Here is a 20,110-nt window from a genome sequence, read left to right as displayed (position 1 = left end):
ATACGGATTAACAGTCCGCCGTTCTACCGACTGAACTACAGAGGAATCGGTTAGCTGCGGGGGATAATAGCGGGAGCATTTCACCTTGTCAAAGGCTGTTATGCTTCGTGATAACTGATTGCTGAAGTAATAATCAACATATTGAAATTATTGCGCAAGTGTTGCCGGGTTTGATGTGAATACTGAGCTGTTACGCCGTCTTTACATCACCGTATGCACCTTGAAACAGCAGCAGTTGCATTAGCGTGGTGCATTCCCTGGCAGAAGAAATCGATATCGGTCGTTTCCGGCTGGTCTGGCGCATCCTGTGAACCATCTCTTTTCCTTATTTTACCCATGGCTTATCAAGCATGTATCTGGTTTTTATCTTGAACGTTTCTAATATGGCGCGGATCTTGCTATCTCTTATGGGGAACTTACTCAGGAGGCAGAAATGAATCTTAGACGGCTCAAGTATTTTGTGAAAATCGTTGATATCGGTAGCCTGACCCAGGCTGCTGAGTTGTTGCACATTGCGCAACCAGCGCTGAGCCAGCAGGTCGCGACGCTGGAGAGTGAGCTTGAAAAGCAGTTGCTGGTACGCAGCAGACGTGGCGTTACGCCTACAGAAGCCGGAAAAATTCTTTATTCGCATGCCCAGGCTATTTTGTACCAGTGCGAGCAGGCCAAAAGCGCAGTGAATGGCGTCAGGCAGTCGGTAAACGTATAATTTTTAAGTAGCCAGCCATTTCTCTATGGCTGGCTATATAAATGGTTTTTAAAAACATCATCTTGCTTATCTATTTCATCTGCTCTTTCATTTTTATCGTCATGCTGTGAATATGATGACGCCAAAATTGCGATAGATACTAGCGATCAAGCTACTTTAGATGTTACATTAATCCTCGTAATGTTTTCTCTAATCCCATTCACTAACGTTCTGTTAGTGTTTCTTGGGATAACTGACTGTTATTTTTGATTAAGGAGTTCAAATGAATAGTCTTCTCTCTCAGCTATTAATCAGACTGGCAGAAAAAGAGGTCGGAGAAAAAGAACTTCATGCCAAAATAGAATCATTAGAAATGTTGGTGTTTGCCATTGTTTCTATGCTAGATGACAATAAAATTAATGAGTTAACAACAAAGGTGAAAGGCGTACTGGCGGAAACGACTCAGCGCAAGGGCGAAGATGCCTACTTAGCAGCCGAATTATTATCCCGGAATATTAATCGCTTTATGACTACTTCATTAAGGAATTAATTCCATTATATTATTATCGTGGCTGTATTAATTAATTGGATGATAAGAGTTTTCTTTCTTTTTTTATAATAAATTATCTTATAAATCGATAAAAGTAATATGCATACGCAAATTATTAATAAACAGTTAAGGCGCTGATTTTTATAATCAGCGTCTTTTGTGAGTGGTAATGATGCTGTCTATTTCATGCCAGCCGTTTTTTCTTCTGAATAACCCGATAGGCTATTGCCAGCATAATAAACCACAGTGGCGTGACAACCAGCGCCTGCAGGGTATCGGGCTGTAGCGTCAGCAGGACGATCACAAAGGCAAAGAATGCCAGGCAAATCCAACACATAAAAATACCCCAGGGCATTTTATACTGCGAGTCCAGATGTAGCTGCGGCCTTTTTTTACGGTACATCAGGTAAGAGCAGAGAATAATGCTCCAGATGAACATAAACAGAATGGCGGAGACGGTGGTAACCAGGGTAAAGACCGTCATTACATTGGGGATCAGGTAAATCAATACCACGCCGGACAATAGGCAGATACAGGAAAACAGTAATCCCGCAGAAGGAACCGCGCGTTTAGACAGCATACTGAAGCGCTTCGGCGCATCTCCCTGTTTGGCTAACCCAAACAGCATCCGGCTGGTGGAAAATACGCCGCTGTTGGCCGACGATGCCGCGGAAGTCAGTACCACAAAGTTGATCACGCTTGCCGCGGCGGGTAGCCCGACCAGTACGAACATATCAACGAAGGGGCTGCGATCGGCGGCGATTGCGCTCCACGGCGTAACAGACATGATCATCACCAGCGCAAAAACATAGAACATGATGATACGGATCGGTATCGCGTTGATCGCTCGGGGGAGCACTACTTTTGGGTTCTTCGTTTCTGCCGCCGTGGTGCCAACCAGCTCAATTCCGACGAAGGCAAAGACCGCTATCTGGAATCCGGCAAAAAATCCTCCGATGCCTTTAGGGAACATACCGCCGTCATTCCATAGGTTATTAAACGATGCGACAGAACCTGATGGCGAGGGGAATTGCATCATCACCAGCGCCACGCCGATAAGGATTAGGGCAACGATGGCCACTATCTTGATCATCGCAAACCAGAATTCCATTTCGCCGAACAGCTTTACCGTCGCCAGGTTAAGCGTGAGCAATAAGAGTACGCAGAGTAATGACGATATCCATTGCGATAGATCGGGAAACCAGAACTGTGCGTAGGCGCTGATCGCCACCACATCGGCAATGCCGGTAACCACCCAACAAAACCAGTATGTCCAGCCGGTAAAAAACCCCGCCCAGGGGCCGAGCAGGTCGGCGGCAAAGTCACTGAAAGATTTATAGTTCAGATTAGAGAGCAGTAACTCGCCCATCGCTCGCATAACGAAAAACAGCATGAAGCCGATAATCATGTAAACGAAGATGATCGACGGACCTGCCAGGCTGATGGTTTTTCCCGAGCCCATAAACAACCCGGTGCCAATGGCTCCACCAATGGCGATAAGCTGAATATGCCGGTTGGTCAGGTTGCGCCGCAGTCCTTCACCGCCAGGCTCTGCAAGGTCTGCGACCTCTTTTGGTTGATCAGTCATTGAATGCGATTTCCTATTTTTTATGTGATGTCGTTTTGAGCTCTTGAGCGGCTCTCTCATTTATTGAATTGGGCATAGATAAGATAGCGTAACTATCGTACTGATTATAGGGAGTGGCTGGCATAAATATGGTGAATAATTGCACGATGTGATTCTGTATGTTTTTTGCCCTGAGTAAACGGCGTATTGTAATATGAAAGGAGTGAATTGGGCGGCGCTCAGGTTAGCAAAATTACGCATTGCTCACAATGTAAATTGTGCAGCTGAAAAAATGGAAAAAAAATCAATGTGAACTATTTGACAGCCGCCGCCAAGAAGTGAATAATCCACCCCGTTGGGTCGTTAGCTCAGTTGGTAGAGCAGTTGACTCTTAATCAATTGGTCCGGGGTTCGAGCCCCCGACGACCCACCAACATTCAATCAGTTACCTCGCTTTAATCTTGTCCGCTGTTTTTTTATCCTGTGACAAATCTCAAACGATGCGGTTATTTTATCCTTTCTATTGATCTCATCAATGGGCAGCTTAAATAAAAGCTATTGCCGCTAAAACAACTATCGGGTAATAGCCTATCCACTCTAATTAATAGGCTTTATTGTGATTTATTTAAAGAAAAATAATCTCTTTTACTCCTGGTGTTGGCGAGGGGTTATCTTTTCTTTAATTACTGAGTGAAACATAGCGGATTGATGATGCAGGGGAGGGGGTGGCGTTTTGACCAAGTCGCGGATTTACGTTGAGTCCCGCTATCGGATATGAATCCGACGGGATTTTTTCCAGGGGCTGGAGGGGGTAATGTTCCGGGGAAGATACCGTCGGCATTAGAAGGCTCTGAGCCGACGGGAACCCGGTTATTGGCGGTAAGCGTGTTTGATTTGCTTGATGGTGTTACTGAACGCCGCCGCCTGCTCAGGGTCTTCCAGTTGGGCGATATATCTTTCCATATTGATAATGACTTTGCCCGCATCAGCCTGACCGATGGCTTTTAACAGCAGCGTAATCGTCGCTTTTAAACAGGTTACTTCGTGTGCCAGCTCTGCTACGTTCGCGGCGGTGGAAAAATCTACGTTGCTCATGTTTTCTCCTTAACAAGAAACAGCATAAAACGTGTTTAAGTCAGCCCCCAGTTGGCTCGAAAGCGCGTGCTGCTGGCATAATCAGATTGCCGCGAGTATAGCATAACGCGTATTGTCGGCGGCTATTATTAATCACTCATGGTTATGCGGTGGTTGTTTTTTATGCAGTTGACTTGTTTTTAATTGTATTCGGCAGCCCAGGTTTATATAGTGAATCGGTGTCTGAACCAATCCGAACGAATACAGCGGATTTCTCAGTCTGGATGCTATTTCTCTTCTTTATTGTTTATGTAATGCAGGATTAAATCCCGCAACATATAGTTACAATAGTAAATTTTGATTGATATATGCGATACAATGCCAATTTAATGCCACTGGTTATCGTTGTTTTGTTACACAGTTTCTGATGGTGACCGATGATATGAGCCCGGAGCGCGGGGAGTCATAACCTGATATGTTAGGAATGTGATCAATACGTATCCCGGCGTTAATGTTATATTGCTATCATCTTGCTACCGATATCGATCGTTTATTACTGCGGCATATTTAAAAATACATCATTGCTATAAGTCCGTATGCATTATTTTTAGAAACCAACGTAGTATCACCTGCAAGCAAATTATTATGTAAGTGTTACTCCCTTTTTTGGAGAATTATTCTTTGATTAGCGTTTTTCTTGTTGATGACCATGAACTGGTGCGGGCAGGGATACGGCGCATTCTTGACGATATCAAAGGTCTCAAAGTAGTTGGTGAGGTGTCATGTGGTGAGGACGCTGTCAGGTGGTGCCGCAGCAATGATGTTGATGTTGTCTTGATGGACATGAATATGCCGGGGATTGGCGGTCTTGAGGCAACGCGTAAAATACTGCGCTTTTCTCCTGATATAAAAGTTATCATGCTAACTATTTATACAGAGAACCCTTTACCTGCTAAAGTAATGCAGGCGGGCGCCGCCGGATACGTCAGTAAAGCCGCCGCCCCGCAGGAAGTTATCTGCGCCATCCGTGCCGTTCATGCGGGTAAGCGGTATATTGCCTCTGATATTGCGCAGCAGATGGCGCTAAGCCAGTTGGAACCACAGGCCGAGACGCCACTGGAGTGTTTGTCTGAGCGGGAGTTGCAGATTATGCTGATGATCACCAAAGGGCAAAAGGTGACTGAAATATCTGACCAGCTTAATCTGAGCCCGAAAACGGTGAACAGTTACCGCTATCGGATGTTCAGCAAGCTGAACATCAATGGCGACGTGGAGCTGACGCACCTGGCGATTCGGCACGGCCTCTTTAATGCGGAGACATTGTTAAGTAGTGAGTGAAAGTTTCGATGCCTCGGCATTTCTAAAGACAGTCACCAGCCAGCCTGGGGTCTATCGGATGTATGATGCCGCTAATACGGTGATCTATGTCGGTAAAGCAAAAGATTTAAAAAAACGACTTTCCAGCTATTTCCGCAGCAATGTCGGCAGTCGTAAAACGGAGGCTTTGGTAAAAAGCATCCGGCAGATTGACGTGACCATCACGCATACCGAGACGGAAGCCTTACTGCTGGAACATAACTACATCAAGCTTTATCAGCCGCGCTATAACGTCTTATTGCGTGATGATAAATCCTACCCCATGGTTTTTCTGAGTGCCGATCGACATCCCCGTCTTGCCGTTCATCGTGGCGCCAAACACGCAAAAGGTGAATATTTCGGACCGTTTCCGAATGGTAATGCGGTGCGTGAGACGTTGATACTGTTGCAAAAACTTTTCCCGGTTCGCCAGTGCGAAAACAGCGTGTACCGCAATCGTTCGCGTCCTTGTCTGCAATACCAAATTGGTCGCTGCCTCGGCCCCTGCGTGAGCGGACTGGTCAGTGACGAGGATTACCGGCAACAGGTTGACTATGTGCGTCTGTTTTTGTCCGGCAAAGACCAGCAGGTGCTTAATCAGCTTATCTCACGGATGGAAGCCGCCAGCCGCGCGCTGAATTTTGAGGAAGCGGCCCGTATCCGCGATCAGATTCAGGCCGTTCGGCGCGTCACGGAAAAGCAGTTTGTTTCTGGCTCCGGCGAAGATTTGGACGTTATCGGCGTGGCTTTTGATGCCGGAATGGCCTGCGTGCACGTGTTGTTTATCCGTCAGGGGAAAGTGTTGGGCAGCCGCAGTTATTTTCCCAAAGTTCCCTCTGGAACCGAACTGGGCGAGGTGGTGCAAACATTTGTCGGACAGTTTTACCTGCAGGGGAGTGCGGCGCGAACCCTACCCGCAGAGATTCTGCTCGATTTTTCCTTGCCGGATAAAGAGTTGCTGACGGAGTCTTTAACTGAAGTCGCCGGACGCAAAGTACAGATTCAGGCCCGGCCGCGCGGCGATCGCGCGCGTTACCTGAAACTTGCCCGCACCAATGCCGCCACGGCGCTGGTGACGAAGCTGTCGCAGCAATCGACGATTCACCAGCGTTTGTCCGCTCTGGCCAAGGTTTTACAACTGCCGGAAATTAATCGCATGGAGTGTTTTGACATCAGTCATACTATGGGAGAGCAGACTGTGGCATCTTGTGTGGTGTTCGATGCGAATGGTCCGCTACGTTCGGAATATCGGCGCTATAATATCAGCGGGATTACTCCCGGTGATGACTATGCCGCGATGACCCAGGTTCTTAAACGCCGTTATGGCAAGGCGTTGGAGGAGGGCAAAATCCCCGATGTGATCGTAATTGATGGCGGTAAAGGGCAGCTTGGTCAGGCAAAAGCCGTATTTGACTCGCTTCAGGTACCCTGGGATAAGAGTAAACCCCTGTTGCTCGGCGTGGCTAAAGGCAGCGACCGTAAGGCCGGCCTGGAGACGCTGTTTTTCGAGGCGACGGGAGACGGTATGGTTTTACCGTCTGATTCTCCTGCTTTGCACGTTATTCAGCACATTCGTGACGACTCTCACGATCACGCGATTGGCGGGCACCGCAAAAAAAGAGCAAAAGTTAAAAATACCAGTACACTAGAGCTGATTGAAGGCGTTGGGCCTAAACGCCGGCAGACCCTGCTGAAATACATGGGGGGATTGCAGCCTTTAATGAATGCCAGCGTCGAGGAAATTGCAAATGTGCCGGGTATTTCAACAGCATTGGCAGAAAAAATCTTCCATGCATTGAAACACTAGGGACAATGTAGCAACATACTCGTAATATCCACTCCGGCCAAATAGTTACCTAAGCGCTATGCAATTTAATATACCGACGTTGCTGACTCTGTTTCGTGTTGCTTTAATCCCGTTTTTTGTACTGGCGTTTTACCTTCCCTTTGGCTGGGCGCCTCTGGTTTGCGCGCTCATATTCATTTTTGCCGCGGTTACCGACTGGTTTGATGGTTTTCTGGCCCGCCGCTGGAAGCAAACCACGCGGTTTGGGGCATTCCTTGACCCGGTCGCCGACAAAGTGATGGTCGCCGTGGCCTTGGTTTTAGTGGCCGAACATTATCACTCCTGGTGGATTACCTTGCCGGCGGCAACGATGATTGCGCGGGAAATCATCATTTCCGCATTGCGGGAATGGATGGCGGAGATTGGCAAACGCAGCAGCGTGGCGGTCTCCTGGATTGGGAAAGTCAAAACAACGGCGCAAATGATGGCGTTGTTCGCTTTGCTCTGGCGTCCGGAACGCTTTGTGGAAGGCGCGGGGGTAATTGCTTTATACGTCGCCGCGGTGTTGACCTTCTGGTCGATGTTTCAATACCTGAACGCCGCGCGGCATGATTTGCTGGAGCCTTGAGCAAGGCTACGGCCTAAAAGGTGGCGGGCGAGGGCGCGCCCGCTGTAAAAACCAGCAAACGAACCTGGTTGGTGGATAATTCTGTTGACTCATCGCGTCAGGTCAGTAGAATGCACCGCATCAACGGCGACGCTGATTCGTTGAAAGTTAGTAAAAAAATCAGCATGTTCGTATAAAGCGGGAATAGCTCAGTTGGTAGAGCACGACCTTGCCAAGGTCGGGGTCGCGAGTTCGAGTCTCGTTTCCCGCTCCAATATTCAGCTGCTAAAGCTGAGGCGATTTAAAGGTAAGGCGCGTTGGCAGAGTGGCCATGCAGCGGATTGCAAATCCGCCTACCTCGGTTCGACTCCGGGACGCGCCTCCAATATCCCAGCCCGGGTGGTGGAATCGGTAGACACAAGGGATTTAAAATCCCTCGGCGTACGCGCTGTGCGGGTTCAAGTCCCGCCCCGGGCACCATCGATAAAAACCCAATTAAAACAAGCATGTAGAGCAATGTCGTTAACCGCCAAACAGGCGGTTTTTTTGTGCCTGGAAAATGGAAAGTGGCGACAAAATGGCGGCAGAGTGGCGACACCAGAGACCCCTACCCAAACCCCAAAGCATGCTTGCTCCCGTCTTGCCTGCGCTAAACATGCTTCTTTGGGTGCAATATCCTAGGGGCAGGGAAGCCGCGCCGGGACTACGTATGGAGAACTGGGCCGTCAGGACGGCTGACGATAGCTAACATTATTCAGAAAGCGAACGACGTGCGTGAATGTTGTCGCAATCCAGCCCTTTTGTGAGGCTGACGGCTCACCCTTTCTTGAGGAACATCACCTGAAGTGCCTGGCAAATGGCGGTTCTGATACCCGTGGAAACGCTGCGGATCAGGACTATCCCGCTTTTTTAATGGTCTACTGGAGGGGAGCCGCTTTATTCTGGCCGTTACTTGATTTTTCGGCACAGGTACTTGTTTTTTATTACCCCATCAAAAAAGCGGCCTTTGGAAACTACGGCTTCAGAAATGAATTTCCCGTAAATGCGTTCAGGAACGCTAATGTACTGATAGATATCTTTGTTATGAAATTCTATTTCAAGGATACGATTTTCCGGGTCGTATCCAATCGAACGAATCCTTGATGATGAAACGAATTGCCGCTGCAATGACTGCTCCTCCTTTGTGTGGAACCTTGCATGGAACTATAAAGGATTTTTGGCCCGTCGTGTTGTTAATAATCATGCTTATCTGTTGAATGTACAGCGGAGTTTCATCTGGTCGAGCGCCTAACCAATGGTTGATGCTGAGGAAAAGCGGGCGCTGTCGCCCGCTTTTATGCCGCTTAAAACGTTTCCCAATTGCTGGTATTGGCGCTTATTTTCTTTGTCGCGGCTGATGGCTGCGTGTGCGACGCTTTAGCCGGCGTTCTTTCCCTGGTTTTTTCCGCTGACTCGGAAAGTTTGAAGATTGAGACAATTTCCGTCAAACGGCGCGCCTGTTCTTCAAGCGATGCCGACGCCGCGGTTGACTGTTCAACCAGCGCGGCGTTTTGCTGCGTCACGCTGTCCATTTCCACCATCGCCTGACCAACCTGGGTGATCCCTTTACTCTGCTCGTTTGAGGCGGAAGCAATCTCGCCCATGATGTCCGTTACGTTGGTCACCGCCTTGACGATGTTCTCCATGGCGTCACCCGCAAGCGTTACCTGGTTCGAGCCTGTTTTTACATTTTCCACCGACTCATCGATTAATCCTTCAATCTCTTTCGCCGCCTGGGCGCTGCGTTGCGCCAGACTCCGTACTTCGCTGGCGACGACGGCAAATCCGCGCCCTTGTTCTCCGGCGCGGGCCGCTTCTACGGCCGCGTTCAGCGCCAGGATATTGGTTTGAAAAGCAATGCTGTTGATGACATTGATAATATCGGCGATTTTCTGCGAGCTGCTGGTTATTTTACCCATCGTCTTGATGACGTCGCCGACAATCTCGCCGCCGTTGTTTGCCGTTTTGGAGGCATTCTGCGCCAATACGCTGGCCTGGTTGGCATTGTCCGCGTTCTGTTTCACCACGGCGCTTAACTGTTCCATGCTGGCTGCGGTTTGCTCCAGCGCTGATGCCTGCTCCTCCGTGCGTGAAGATAAATCAGTATTGCCGGAAGATATTTCACCGGAACCGCGGTAAATCTCTTCCGCGCTGCCGCGAATTTCGGATACGGTTGTGATCCAGTTGTTTTGCATTTGCTGAACGAAAGGAATCAATTGTCCGACGCAGTTTTTACCCATATTGAGCATTTGGGTGTGTAAATGACCGACCGCCAGAACCTGAAGATGCTTTTTAATCAACTCGAGCGGTTTGACCACGAAAATGGCCAGATAGCGATCGGTCAGCAGGACGATGATCAAGCCGGTAATCAGCGCCAGAATCAGCGCGTTCTGGCACCAGTGGACCCAGGCGTCGATTCTGTTTTGCGCCTCGCTTTTCAACTTATCAATAACCACATTGTACTCATCGATGGCATCGGTGAAGTTTTGGCGTAAGGGGCGATATGTCTGGGTTGCATACTGAACAAACTCATCAATACGGTCGGCCTTGACCGACTCATAGAGCGGCAGCACGCCCTTGGTGTAAAGCTGGTATGAACTGTTATAAATGTTGTCGATGGTGGCCGGGGCGATGTTGGCATGATCGGTGGTTTTAAATTCCTCCAGGCCGACCTTGATCCTCGCCAATTCCTCCTCAACCAACTTAAGCTCCAGATCGACTTCTGCGGTATTGTTATTTTGTTTTGCGCGTGTGGCACGTTCGAGGGCGCTGATAATGCGATAGTACTGTCCGTTGGCGCCATTAATAATGTCGCCGTTGTTTTGCTGCACGTTGGTCAATTTCAGTTCGGCGGTCAATTGGCTTAGCGAGTACAGCGCAAAGGCCGATACTCCGCCCCACAATAAAGAAAATAGTATAAGAATCAGAATCATCATGGTTCTGATTTTGATATTGCGTACAAAGCTCATGGTGTAAATCCCGGTGAAAAAATGATAAGGCGGTTAATCCTAAAAAGACAGGATCGCGTTAGCGTTTCCCTTCAGATGCCAGACTGCTGGTGAATATTTACAGTCTGATCAATTATCCATGACGGTATGTCTCTTGCGTGTCTGTTATCGGCGTGTAAACGGCGGGCTTCATGACGGTTTGAAGTTATTTAACCTGATTAATGTTAGTTTTTGTAACCGCCGGGGAATAATGCGTCCGTGATGTAAAGAATAAAAACTAACGGTATAATTAGCAGGATAAATAACGGTTCGAAGCGAAAAGGGTAATACGGCTGGCTATGTCGGATATTCCTTGCGGGTTATAGTATTCAGCAACGATCATCCCGTTTCCTGAGGTTACAGCGGTTTTTGAGAGTAATGTATGAAAGTGAATGATGTGGTAACAGTCAAAACAGACGGCAGGGCCCGCAGGGAAGGCGTTATTTTGGCCGTTGAAGCGTTTCAGGAAGGAACGATGTATTTAGTCGCGTTGGAAGATTATCCCGCGGGCGTTTGGTTCTTTAATGAAGTTGAAAGCCAAGACGGGACATTCGTGGAGCTTAAATCGTCTTCAGCGGAGTGATGTAGCGCGGGTATTGACCAGGGTTCGGATCAATACCCGCCGCGGACTACGTTAAAAGGTCTCCCAATTGCCATTCTCCGCTTTGGTTTTTTGCCGGGTTAACGCCAGAGACGGCGTTGGCGTTATCTTGGGCGCGGGCGTGGAGGCCGGCGCCGGCGACTGACGGTCGGACAGGTTAAATGTCGCCACCGCGCGGGTCAGCAGAGCCGCTTGCTCTTCCAGAGAGGTCGCCGCCGCAGTGGCTTCCTGAACCAGCGCCGCGTTTTGCTGCGTTACGCTGTCCATTTCCGAGATAGCCTGGCCCACCTGAGTGATGCCACGGCTCTGCTCGTCGGAGGCGGAGGCAATCTCCCCCATGATGTCGGTGACATTGGTCACCGCATCAACGATTTCTTTCATGGTTTGGCCCGCATTATCAACCAGCGCCGACCCGTTGTTAACTAAATCCACCGATTCGGAGATTAAGGCCGCTATCTCTTTTGCCGCCTGGGCGCTGCGCTGCGCAAGGTTGCGCACCTCGCTGGCCACCACCGCAAATCCTCTGCCTTGTTCGCCGGCTCTGGCGGCTTCCACCGCCGCATTTAGTGCCAGGATGTTGGTCTGGAAGGCAATGCTGTCAATTACGCTGGTGATTTCAGAGATTTTTCTGGAACTGCCTGAAATGTTATCCATGGTGTTGACCACGTCGGCGACAATCTCACCGCCCTTTTGGGCTTTTCCTGAGGCATTCGCTGCAAGCTGGCTGGCGTGATGCGCATTCTCGGCGTTCTGTTTTACGGTTGCGGTCAACTGCTCCATACTGGCCGCGGTTTGCTCCAGAGCGGAGGCCTGCTGTTCCGTGCGGGAGGAAAGGTCGGTATTGCCTGAGGAGATCTCAGTCGTGCCTTGATAGATGGCGTCCGCGCTTTCGCGCACGGTTGTTACCGTGGTAACCAACGATAACTGCATTTGCTGAACGTTTCGACCCAAGGTGCCAATTTCATTGCTGCCATAGTTATCCGCATGTTGGGTGAGATCGCCTTGTGCTATACGCTGGATACGGCTCACCAGTCGGTTCATGGGTTGAATTAGCGCGCGTTGCAGGAGCAGGAATGTCAGCAGGGTTAAAACGATCGCGACGCCAAAGCTGGCGCCCATCAGCGCATATCCCAATGTGGCATTGTCCTGCGCCGTGGTATTCAGTTCGTTGGCGCGCTGGTTGCGATAACCAACGGCTTCCAGCAGAGGCTTGTTATACGCCAAATCCAAAACCCGGGTGTACTCCGATTCATGGCTGATCACTTCTTCAAACAGTCCTTCCTTGGCCGAGGCGAGCATGGGCATCACCCCCTGGTTGATATAGTCGTCGTAGGCTTTGCGTAAGCTGGCGTCCAATGCGGCATCCTGGGCCGTTTTTACCGGGCGTTGTTCATAAACCAGAAACGCCTGTTGCGACTGCTCGATGCGCTGCGTTGCCTGCTTCAGGTTGTCATTAAAGACGTCAGCATCTCCGATACGTGCGGCAGCGGCGGCCTGAATCAGTAACAGGCGCGCGGTGCCAAGGTGGTTAGCGCTGTTGGATATCCCCATGCGGATATCAATTTCCTGGGTGACGTCGGCCAGTGATTGACCGCCGCGTTGTAAGAAATGGCTGGACGTGCCTATCGATAGCGCGAACAGCAGCATAATGCCGCCTAAAATAATGACGAATAAAGGGACTAACCGTAAATTGCTTAACAAGCCAGTGTTACCCGACTGCTCGGGTCTTGAAATTATTTTCATATCCATCCGCTCATTTTCGGGAGAAGTCATTATCATTTATGGTGCCGTCGGCAGGCAGCGTTGGCATGTGGGGGTAAATGCCTGCTTTGACGACCAGCGGTAACCTACAGCAACCAATCTGAAATACCATCGGCACATGTTGGGAAACCTTAATAAGATTCAATGCGATCTCCATCACGTTTCGAACTTATGCACGGAAAATAAAGGCGGATTGCCGTTAAAGTAGACAGATTGATAATCGTCTGATAGGAATCGGAAAAAATAGTCGTTTGCGCCAGAGATTATTTTTGACTTGCTTTGGCGGTCGGCGGCCATCCTGCGATTAAGAAAAATACCAGCGGTGCCGGGTTTCTCTGGCTTAATTAAGCTTAATTTCAATCAATAAAGTAATAACTTGATGTCAGGTGTTTTTGCGTCATATATTTTTGGTTACGCGCTGCTTGAATCAGATCGGTAAATTAAATAGTTGCAGGATATTAATAATTACCGTGTGCCATTCATATATCACGGATATAATAGGGCGCTTTTTTAAAATAATTAATTAGTAAGTTTCCTGATTGTTAATAGTTATGCCCAAGGGAGTTTTATTATCGCAGTTGACTAATTGTCAGACAGGTTTGGTGTATTACAACAGTTTCTGCCGCTTTTTCCTTCGCGCAACTTAATCGGGTAACCTTTGCCGTTTTACCTTTTAATGAGCATGGCAATCCGCATCAATGTCTCAACGTAAAAAGCGGGGGCGCACGGCAAAAACAGGGCGTAAGGGGTAAGAACTGAACCGCTAAGCGATGGATAGATACCGTTTCAGTACGTAAAGGAATGCAAATTTTTGGTAAAGAACATAAATGAACATCTTTATGTAAATTTGCTCTGCCAAAATGCTCCATGTTTTCGCTTATCTATCATTTAGATAGCAGCGAAAGTATTTTTTCTACGCAAGCAGAATGTTATTTTGTAACGTTTGATACAGTTTTTTGTGCCAAAAATGAGCAATTAAGAATATCGGTTGCTCGAAAATCACCTATGGTTCTTTCAATTTTGTGATCTATGTCACATAATTACTAAAATCATTCTCCGCTCGCGTTGTATGTGCTACGGATTAGGCGGTACAGTTGCGCTGTTTTAGGAATAATCCTATGATTTGGCTGTGATGGACCTTGAAGGGGTCTAAAGTGCTGGGAAAGAAAGGATGCGATGCGTAATGGTTGCATCATGATGGAAGTTGGCGGAAGTACTCACTGTCCTGCGTTAAGAGATAAAAATAGCAGCTAGTATCTGGCACTGATAGTTTTTTATGCCATCAATGGAGCGTGATTTTTGAACCGGGCGATATGGTCTATCACCTAACTTATGTTTTAAACATAGCCTATCGGGATGGGAAATATGGGTACCTCTGAATTACTCAAGCACATTTATGACATTAATCTGTCTTATTTGTTACTGGCACAACGTTTAATTAATGACGAAAAAGCCTCTGCAATGTTTCGTCTGGGTATTGATGAGACAATGGCAGATATGCTGATGCAGCTGACTTTGCCGCAGATGGTTAAATTAGCTGAAACCAACCAACTGATATGTCATTTCCGTTTTAACGATCACAATACCATCAAACTCTTGACTCAAGAATCGCGTGTGGATGATTTACAGCAAATCCATACCGGTATTTTGTTGTCGAGCCATCTATTACAACAGTCAACTTCGAAAGAAGAGAATCTGCCTAAGAAAAGGGCATAGTAATGGCGGAGAAAAGTATTGTTAAGGAAGCGAAAGACATCCAACTGGCAATGGAGCTTATTTCTCTGGGCGCCCGTCTGCAGATGTTGGAAAGTGAAACGCAGCTAAGCCGCGGACGCTTGATTAAGCTATATAAAGAACTTAGAGGAAGTCCGCCGCCAAAGGGAATGCTGCCTTTTTCAACGGACTGGTTTATGACCTGGGAACAGAATATTCATTCATCCATGTTCTATAACGCCTATAGTTTCTTGCTGAAACACGGGCAATGCAGCGGCGTGGAGGCGGTAATCAAAGCCTATCGCCTCTATCTGGAACAATGTTCACCGAAAAATGATACGCCATTACTGGCGCTGACTCGCGCATGGACGCTGGTTCGATTTGTCGACAGCGGCATGCTGCAACTCTCAGCTTGTAATTGCTGTAACGGTATGTTTATCACTCATGCTCATCAGCCAAAAAACAGTTTTGTCTGCAGCTTGTGTCAGCCCCCATCCAGGGCGGTAAAAAGACGTAAACTTTCGCAAAATCTTGCCGATATTATACCTCAACTGCTGGATGAACAGGTAAAACACGCAGTCTGAGCTTGGTAGCGATTTGTGAATCTATCACTGTTTGTTATTGAGGACAGTGATAGATTTCTCCTCAAGTAATTCCTGGCTTCATACCTGCGTTTTATCTCACTTTCCGCCCACCTTTTCATATAAGGAATTCTTGTGCTGGTTATATTGGGTTATCTCGTAACTGTGGGGTCGATACTTGGCGGTTATCTCATGGTCGGTGGGGCCCTGGGCGCGCTTTATCAACCCGCGGAGGTGTTGATTATCGCCGGGGCCGCTCTGGGGGCTTTTATCGTAGGCAACAATGGTAAAGCGATAAAAGCCACCGGGCGGGCGTTGCCTTTGCTGATGAAAGGATCGAAATACAATAAGGCATTGTATATGGATCTTATGGCGCTGCTTTTTCGGCTGATGGCCAAGTCCCGTCAGCAGGGCATGCTCTCCCTGGAGTTTGATATTGATAACCCCCGCGAAAGTGAAATTTTTTCAGGCTACCCGCGCATTTTGGCCGACAACAATATCGTTGAATTTATTACCGATTATCTGCGGCTGATGGTGAGCGGCAATATGAATGCGTTTGAAATTGAAACGCTGATGGATGAAGAGATCGAGACGGTTGAACACGAAAGCGATGTGCCGGCCAACAGCCTCGCCATGGTCGGCGATGCCCTGCCGGCGTTCGGTATCGTGGCGGCGGTAATGGGGGTAGTTCACTCTTTGGCTTATGTCGACCGTCCCGCGGCGGAACTGGGAATGATGATTGCCCACGCCATGGTGGGGACTTTCCTGGGGATTCTGTTGGCTTATGGTTTTGTGTCACCGTTGGCAACCTTGCTGCGACAGAAAAATTCAGAAAAAATAAAAGTTTTACAATGCGTTAAGGTTACGTTGCTTTCCAGCCTTAACGGTTATGCGCCGCAAATCGCCGTCGAGTTCGGTCGTAAGACATTGTACTCAACGGAAAGGCCTTCCTTTATTGAGCTGGAAGAGCATATCCGTCGGGTGAAGGCTCCCGCTCAGCAGGCAGCGGAAAATGACGCATGAAACATCAGCACCCCATTATTCGTAAGAAGCGCAAATCCGGGCATGCCGGCCACCATGGCGGTTCCTGGAAAATTGCCTATGCCGACTTTATGACGGCGATGATGGCGCTGTTTTTGGTGATGTGGCTGATCGCCATTTCCACCCCGATGCAGCTGGCCCAGATTGCCGAGTATTTCCGCACCCCGTTAAAAATAGCCTTAACCGGCGGTAGCAAATCCAGCGAAAGCGAGAGCCCGATCCCCGGCGGCGGGGATGACTTCACCCAGCAGGACGGTGAGGTTAAAAAGACCATTAAAATGGATACGTTGGAGGGGAGATTAGACGAAATCCGTTTGAACAGGCTGCGGGAAAGATTGGACCAGCTTATTGAAGCCGATCCGCGACTGCGCGCCCTGCGCCCGCATTTGCTGATCGAGATGGTGGATGAGGGGCTGCGGATACAGATTATCGACAGCCAGAATCGCCCGATGTTTAAAACCGGCAGCGCCCAGGTTGAGCCCTATATGCGCGACATCCTGCGGGCGATAGCGCCTATTTTGAATGATATCCCCAATAAGCTGAGTATCTCGGGCCACACCGACGACGTGCCGTACGCCAGCGGCGACCGGGGTTACAGCAACTGGGAATTATCCGCCGATCGCGCCAACGCTTCCCGCCGCGAGCTGCTTATCGGCGGGCTGGCCGACGGTAAAGTGCTGCGCGTGGTCGGTATGGCGTCGACCATGAGCCTGAAACAGGCGGTGGACGCTAATGATGCGATAAACCGCCGCATCAGCCTGCTGGTGTTGAATAGGCAGGCGCAGAGGGATATTGAACATGAAAACGCCGAAAGCGATGTGCTAAATGTAGACAAAGCGGAAAATTTACAAAATATGGAGTTGGAAAATCCTAAACCTACCACTCCGCCTGCCGACAATAGTAATAATAATATGGATGGAAGTGGTGAAACCCCGCCGCAACCCGTTAATGGAGTTCCTGCTCCAGAGCGCCAGCAGCCGACGACGTCGTTGCCTGCTGCGCCGGACAGTCAGGCGCCCCTTTCTCAATAAGCCGCGATTCACAGCAGAGGTGACCACGTGAGCATGGACATGAGCGCTTTCTATCAAACATTCTTTGATGAAGCAGACGAATTACTGGCGGATATGGAACAGCACTTGCTGTTGCTGGATCCCCTGGCACCTGATACAGAGCAATTGAATGCCATTTTCCGGGCCGCTCACTCGATAAAAGGCGGGGCCGGAACCTTTGGTTTTACTGTGTTACAGGAAACCACTCATCTTTTAGAAAATCTACTCGACGGTGCGCGGCGCGGTGAAATGCGTCTTAGCACTGACATCATCAATCTGTTTTTGGAAACAAAAGACATCATGCAGGATCAGTTGGACGCTTACAAAACCGCGCAGGAGCCCAATGCCGAGAGCTTTGAGTATATCTGTCAGGCTCTGCGCCAACTGGCTTTGGAGTCTCAGGCCGAAATCGCTGCGGCTCAGAGCGACGCCCCGTCTTCAACCGCGCCGGAGCAGGATAAAAACGGCCCGGCCTCTGCAACGTCGGCGTCGACCGGTTCGGGTGAACTGCGTATTGAGCTTACCGGACTTAAGCCGCAGGAAGTTCCCCAAATGCTGGAGGAGCTTGGCAACCTGGGCACGGTTAAAGACCCTCATCAGACTGATAACAGCGTCGAAGTGACTTTGGTGACTTCCGAAAGCGAAGATGATATCAGCGCGGTGTTGTGTTTTGTGCTGGAGCCGGAGCAAATCCACTTTCACCCGGTAGAGGCTGCGGCCCAACCGGAGAGCGCCGCGGCTGAATCTCAGCCCGAGCCGGCAAAACCGGCGGCGCCCGCCGCTCCGGCGCTTCAGGCTGTTCCCGCGCCGGCCGCCGCCAAGCCGCATATTGTTCCCGACGCCTCGAAACACCGCAACAAAACCGGCGATACCAGTATTCGCGTGGCGGTAGAGAAAGTCGACCAACTCATCAACCTGGTCGGCGAACTGGTTATTACCCAATCGATGCTGGCGCAGCGTTCGAGCGAGCTTGATCCCGTCGCCCACGGCGACTTGCTGAATAGCATGGGACAGCTGGAGCGTAACGCCCGCGATTTGCAAGAGTCGGTAATGTCGATTCGTATGATGCCGATGGAATACGTATTCAGCCGCTTCCCCCGTCTGGTCCGCGACCTGGCCGCCAAGTTGGATAAGCAGGTAGAACTTACCCTGCGCGGCAGTTCCACCGAGTTGGATAAGAGCCTAATTGAACGCATTATCGATCCGCTTACCCACCTGGTGCGCAACAGCCTCGATCACGGCATTGAATCCCCGGAGAAGCGCATTGCGGCGGGTAAACCGCAGGTCGGCAATTTGACGCTGTCCGCCGAACATCAGGGCGGGAATATCTGCATTGAAGTGATTGATGACGGCGCCGGCCTGAATCGCGACAGGATTTTGGCGAAGGCCCTTGCGCAAGGGCTGGCGGTGAGCGACAACATCTCTGATGAAGAAGTCGGCATGCTGATCTTCGCACCCGGCTTCTCCACCGCGGAGAAAGTCACCGACGTTTCCGGCCGCGGCGTCGGAATGGATGTGGTGAAACGTAACATTCAGGAAATGGGCGGGCACGTCGAAATCCATTTCCAGGCCGGGAAGGGAACGACCATTCGTATTCTTCTGCCGTTAACGCTGGCAATTCTTGACGGCATGTCAGTCAAGGTTAATAACGAAGTCTTTATCCTGCCGCTGAATGCCGTTATGGAATCATTGCAGCCGCAGGCCGAAGACTTGTATCCGCTGGCCGGCGGAGAGCGGGTTTTGCAAGTACGCGGCGAATATCTGCCGTTGGTTGAGCTGTTCCATATTTTTGATGTGGATGGCGCAAAAACCGATCCGACCCAGGGCATTGTGGTGATATTGCAAAGCGCCGGTCGCCGCTACGCGCTGCTGGTGGATCAATTAATCGGGCAGCACCAGGTGGTGGTGAAGAATTTGGAAAGTAATTATCGCAAGGTGCCAGGCGTTTCAGCCGCTACTATCCTGGGTGACGGCAGCGTTGCGCTGATTGTGGATGTTTCAGCGTTACAGGCGCTTAATCGTGAAAAGCGTGTGGTTGAAACCGCTGCTTAATAATAAAACAGATAGGTGATAAAGGGTGGAAAACATGACTGGACTTGCAAACGTCACCAAATTGACCGGTGAAACCGTAGGACAGGAGTTCTTGATTTTTACGCTGGGTGATGAAGAGTACGGTGTCGATATTTTAAAGGTGCAGGAAATTCGCGGTTATGATCAGGTAACCCGCATTGCCAATACGCCTGCATTTATTAAAGGCGTAACCAACCTGCGCGGCGTGATTGTACCGATCGTGGATTTACGCATTAAATTTGCGCAGCAGGAAGTGGATTATGACGATAATACCGTCGTTATCGTGCTGAATCTCGGGCAGCGGGTGGTCGGCATTGTCGTCGACGGCGTGTCCGATGTGCTGTCTTTAACCGCCGACCAAATCCGCCCGGCGCCTGAATTCGCCGTCACGCTGTCAACCGAATATCTCACCGGCCTGGGTTCGCTGGGCGAAAGGATGCTGATTCTGGTCGATATTGAAAAACTGCTCAGCAGCGAAGAAATGGCGCTGGTCGACAGCGTGGCGAAAGTCTGATTTATTGCTGATTGGCGGGCCAGCCGGGTGGTCCGCTCCTCTCTTTCTTATTATTGACCTTCAGTTTGAGAAATCATAAAGATATTTGAAGTAATGCCGATACTAGCGCTGTCACCGGCAGTCGAT

The 20,110-nt window shown here is 49.5% G+C and carries 16 protein-coding genes, 4 tRNA genes and 1 pseudogene; 16 read left to right on the top strand and 5 right to left on the bottom strand.

Features of this window, described 5'->3' with window-relative positions; genetic code table 11:
* Positions 1 to 433: 433 nt before the first annotated feature.
* Both DDT56_RS08080 and DDT56_RS08075 read left to right on the top strand, forming a co-directional pair.
* Positions 434 to 700 (top strand): annotated as a pseudogene (locus tag DDT56_RS08080) (LysR family transcriptional regulator); the annotation flags it as partial.
* 271 nt (positions 701 to 971) lie between these two features.
* On the top strand, positions 972 to 1,238 hold the full coding sequence (locus tag DDT56_RS08075) for a sigma-S stabilization anti-adapter protein IraP (RefSeq protein WP_136165932.1): 267 nt from the start codon (positions 972 to 974) through the stop codon (positions 1,236 to 1,238).
* 184 nt (positions 1,239 to 1,422) lie between these two features.
* Here the strand turns inward: DDT56_RS08075 and cycA are convergent, their stop codons facing one another.
* The gene (gene cycA / locus DDT56_RS08070; protein WP_136165931.1) at positions 1,423 to 2,826 is read right to left on the bottom strand and encodes a D-serine/D-alanine/glycine transporter; all 1,404 of its coding nucleotides are present in this window, start codon (positions 2,824 to 2,826) and stop codon (positions 1,423 to 1,425) included.
* A gap of 336 nt (positions 2,827 to 3,162) precedes the next feature.
* Here cycA and DDT56_RS08065 point away from each other — a divergent pair.
* Positions 3,163 to 3,238 (top strand) — tRNA-Lys (locus DDT56_RS08065).
* Between the two features lie 437 nt (positions 3,239 to 3,675).
* Here DDT56_RS08065 and DDT56_RS08060 read toward each other — a convergent pair.
* The gene (locus DDT56_RS08060; protein ID WP_136165930.1) at positions 3,676 to 3,900 is read right to left on the bottom strand and encodes a DUF2594 family protein; all 225 of its coding nucleotides are present in this window, start codon (positions 3,898 to 3,900) and stop codon (positions 3,676 to 3,678) included.
* 660 nt (positions 3,901 to 4,560) lie between these two features.
* Between DDT56_RS08060 and uvrY the strand changes: the two genes are divergently transcribed.
* The 6 genes from uvrY to DDT56_RS08030 all read left to right on the top strand — a co-directional run bounded on the left by uvrY (position 4,561) and on the right by DDT56_RS08030 (position 8,108).
* The gene (uvrY, locus tag DDT56_RS08055; protein ID WP_136165929.1) at positions 4,561 to 5,217 is read left to right on the top strand and encodes a UvrY/SirA/GacA family response regulator transcription factor; all 657 of its coding nucleotides are present in this window, start codon (positions 4,561 to 4,563) and stop codon (positions 5,215 to 5,217) included.
* Positions 5,210 to 7,042 carry an excinuclease ABC subunit UvrC gene (uvrC, locus tag DDT56_RS08050; protein ID WP_136165928.1) on the top strand — a complete coding sequence of 611 codons (1,833 nt, stop codon included), beginning with the start codon at positions 5,210 to 5,212 and terminating at the stop codon, positions 7,040 to 7,042. Before uvrY ends, uvrC begins: the two co-directional genes overlap by 8 nt.
* A 58-nt stretch (positions 7,043 to 7,100) precedes the next feature.
* Complete coding sequence (gene pgsA / locus DDT56_RS08045; RefSeq protein WP_009113407.1) at positions 7,101 to 7,649, top strand: CDP-diacylglycerol--glycerol-3-phosphate 3-phosphatidyltransferase; 549 nt, start codon at positions 7,101 to 7,103, stop codon at positions 7,647 to 7,649.
* 177 nt (positions 7,650 to 7,826) lie between these two features.
* Positions 7,827 to 7,902 (top strand) — tRNA-Gly (locus tag DDT56_RS08040).
* A 37-nt stretch (positions 7,903 to 7,939) separates the two neighbouring features.
* Positions 7,940 to 8,013: transfer RNA gene (locus DDT56_RS08035), tRNA-Cys, on the top strand.
* 8 nt (positions 8,014 to 8,021) lie between these two features.
* Positions 8,022 to 8,108: transfer RNA gene (locus tag DDT56_RS08030), tRNA-Leu, on the top strand.
* Positions 8,109 to 8,576: 468 nt separating this feature from the next.
* Here the strand turns inward: DDT56_RS08030 and DDT56_RS08020 are convergent.
* Both DDT56_RS08020 and DDT56_RS08015 read right to left on the bottom strand, forming a co-directional pair.
* Positions 8,577 to 8,795 carry a KTSC domain-containing protein gene (locus DDT56_RS08020; protein ID WP_136165927.1) on the bottom strand — a complete coding sequence of 73 codons (219 nt, stop codon included), beginning with the start codon at positions 8,793 to 8,795 and terminating at the stop codon, positions 8,577 to 8,579.
* Between the two features lie 176 nt (positions 8,796 to 8,971).
* Complete coding sequence (locus DDT56_RS08015) at positions 8,972 to 10,636, bottom strand: methyl-accepting chemotaxis protein (RefSeq protein WP_136165926.1); 1,665 nt, start codon at positions 10,634 to 10,636, stop codon at positions 8,972 to 8,974.
* Positions 10,637 to 11,036: 400 nt separating this feature from the next.
* On the opposite strand from DDT56_RS08015, the gene dsrB reads away from it, so the two are divergent.
* On the top strand, positions 11,037 to 11,237 hold the full coding sequence (dsrB, locus tag DDT56_RS08010) for a protein DsrB (RefSeq protein WP_136165925.1): 201 nt from the start codon (positions 11,037 to 11,039) through the stop codon (positions 11,235 to 11,237).
* Between the two features lie 51 nt (positions 11,238 to 11,288).
* Here dsrB and DDT56_RS08005 read toward each other — a convergent pair whose 3' ends face one another.
* Positions 11,289 to 13,004, bottom strand: a complete 1,716-nt coding sequence (locus DDT56_RS08005) for a methyl-accepting chemotaxis protein (RefSeq protein ID WP_136165924.1) — start codon at positions 13,002 to 13,004, stop codon at positions 11,289 to 11,291.
* 1,377 nt (positions 13,005 to 14,381) lie between these two features.
* Here DDT56_RS08005 and flhD point away from each other — a divergent pair.
* From flhD to cheW, 6 genes are all read left to right on the top strand, one after another.
* The gene (gene flhD, locus DDT56_RS08000) at positions 14,382 to 14,732 is read left to right on the top strand and encodes a flagellar transcriptional regulator FlhD (RefSeq protein ID WP_136165923.1); all 351 of its coding nucleotides are present in this window, start codon (positions 14,382 to 14,384) and stop codon (positions 14,730 to 14,732) included.
* Between the two features lie 2 nt (positions 14,733 to 14,734).
* Positions 14,735 to 15,313, top strand: coding sequence for a flagellar transcriptional regulator FlhC (gene flhC / locus DDT56_RS07995; protein WP_009113356.1), 579 nt, complete (start codon positions 14,735 to 14,737; stop codon positions 15,311 to 15,313).
* A gap of 132 nt (positions 15,314 to 15,445) precedes the next feature.
* The gene (gene motA / locus DDT56_RS07990) at positions 15,446 to 16,333 is read left to right on the top strand and encodes a flagellar motor stator protein MotA (protein ID WP_136165922.1); all 888 of its coding nucleotides are present in this window, start codon (positions 15,446 to 15,448) and stop codon (positions 16,331 to 16,333) included.
* On the top strand, positions 16,330 to 17,382 hold the full coding sequence (gene motB, locus DDT56_RS07985; protein ID WP_136165921.1) for a flagellar motor protein MotB: 1,053 nt from the start codon (positions 16,330 to 16,332) through the stop codon (positions 17,380 to 17,382). Before motA ends, motB begins: the two co-directional genes overlap by 4 nt.
* A 39-nt stretch (positions 17,383 to 17,421) precedes the next feature.
* The gene (gene cheA / locus DDT56_RS07980) at positions 17,422 to 19,452 is read left to right on the top strand and encodes a chemotaxis protein CheA (RefSeq protein WP_210416993.1); all 2,031 of its coding nucleotides are present in this window, start codon (positions 17,422 to 17,424) and stop codon (positions 19,450 to 19,452) included.
* Between the two features lie 34 nt (positions 19,453 to 19,486).
* Positions 19,487 to 19,984, top strand: a complete 498-nt coding sequence (gene cheW, locus DDT56_RS07975) for a chemotaxis protein CheW (RefSeq protein WP_136165920.1) — start codon at positions 19,487 to 19,489, stop codon at positions 19,982 to 19,984.
* The last annotated feature ends 126 nt before the right edge of the window (positions 19,985 to 20,110 follow it).

The sequence above is a fragment of the Brenneria corticis genome, from assembly GCF_003115855.1.
In the GTDB taxonomy this organism is placed as follows: domain Bacteria; phylum Pseudomonadota; class Gammaproteobacteria; order Enterobacterales; family Enterobacteriaceae; genus Brenneria; species Brenneria corticis.
Note: the sequence above shows the minus strand (reverse complement) of the source record. Positions and strands in the feature narration are given on the sequence as shown.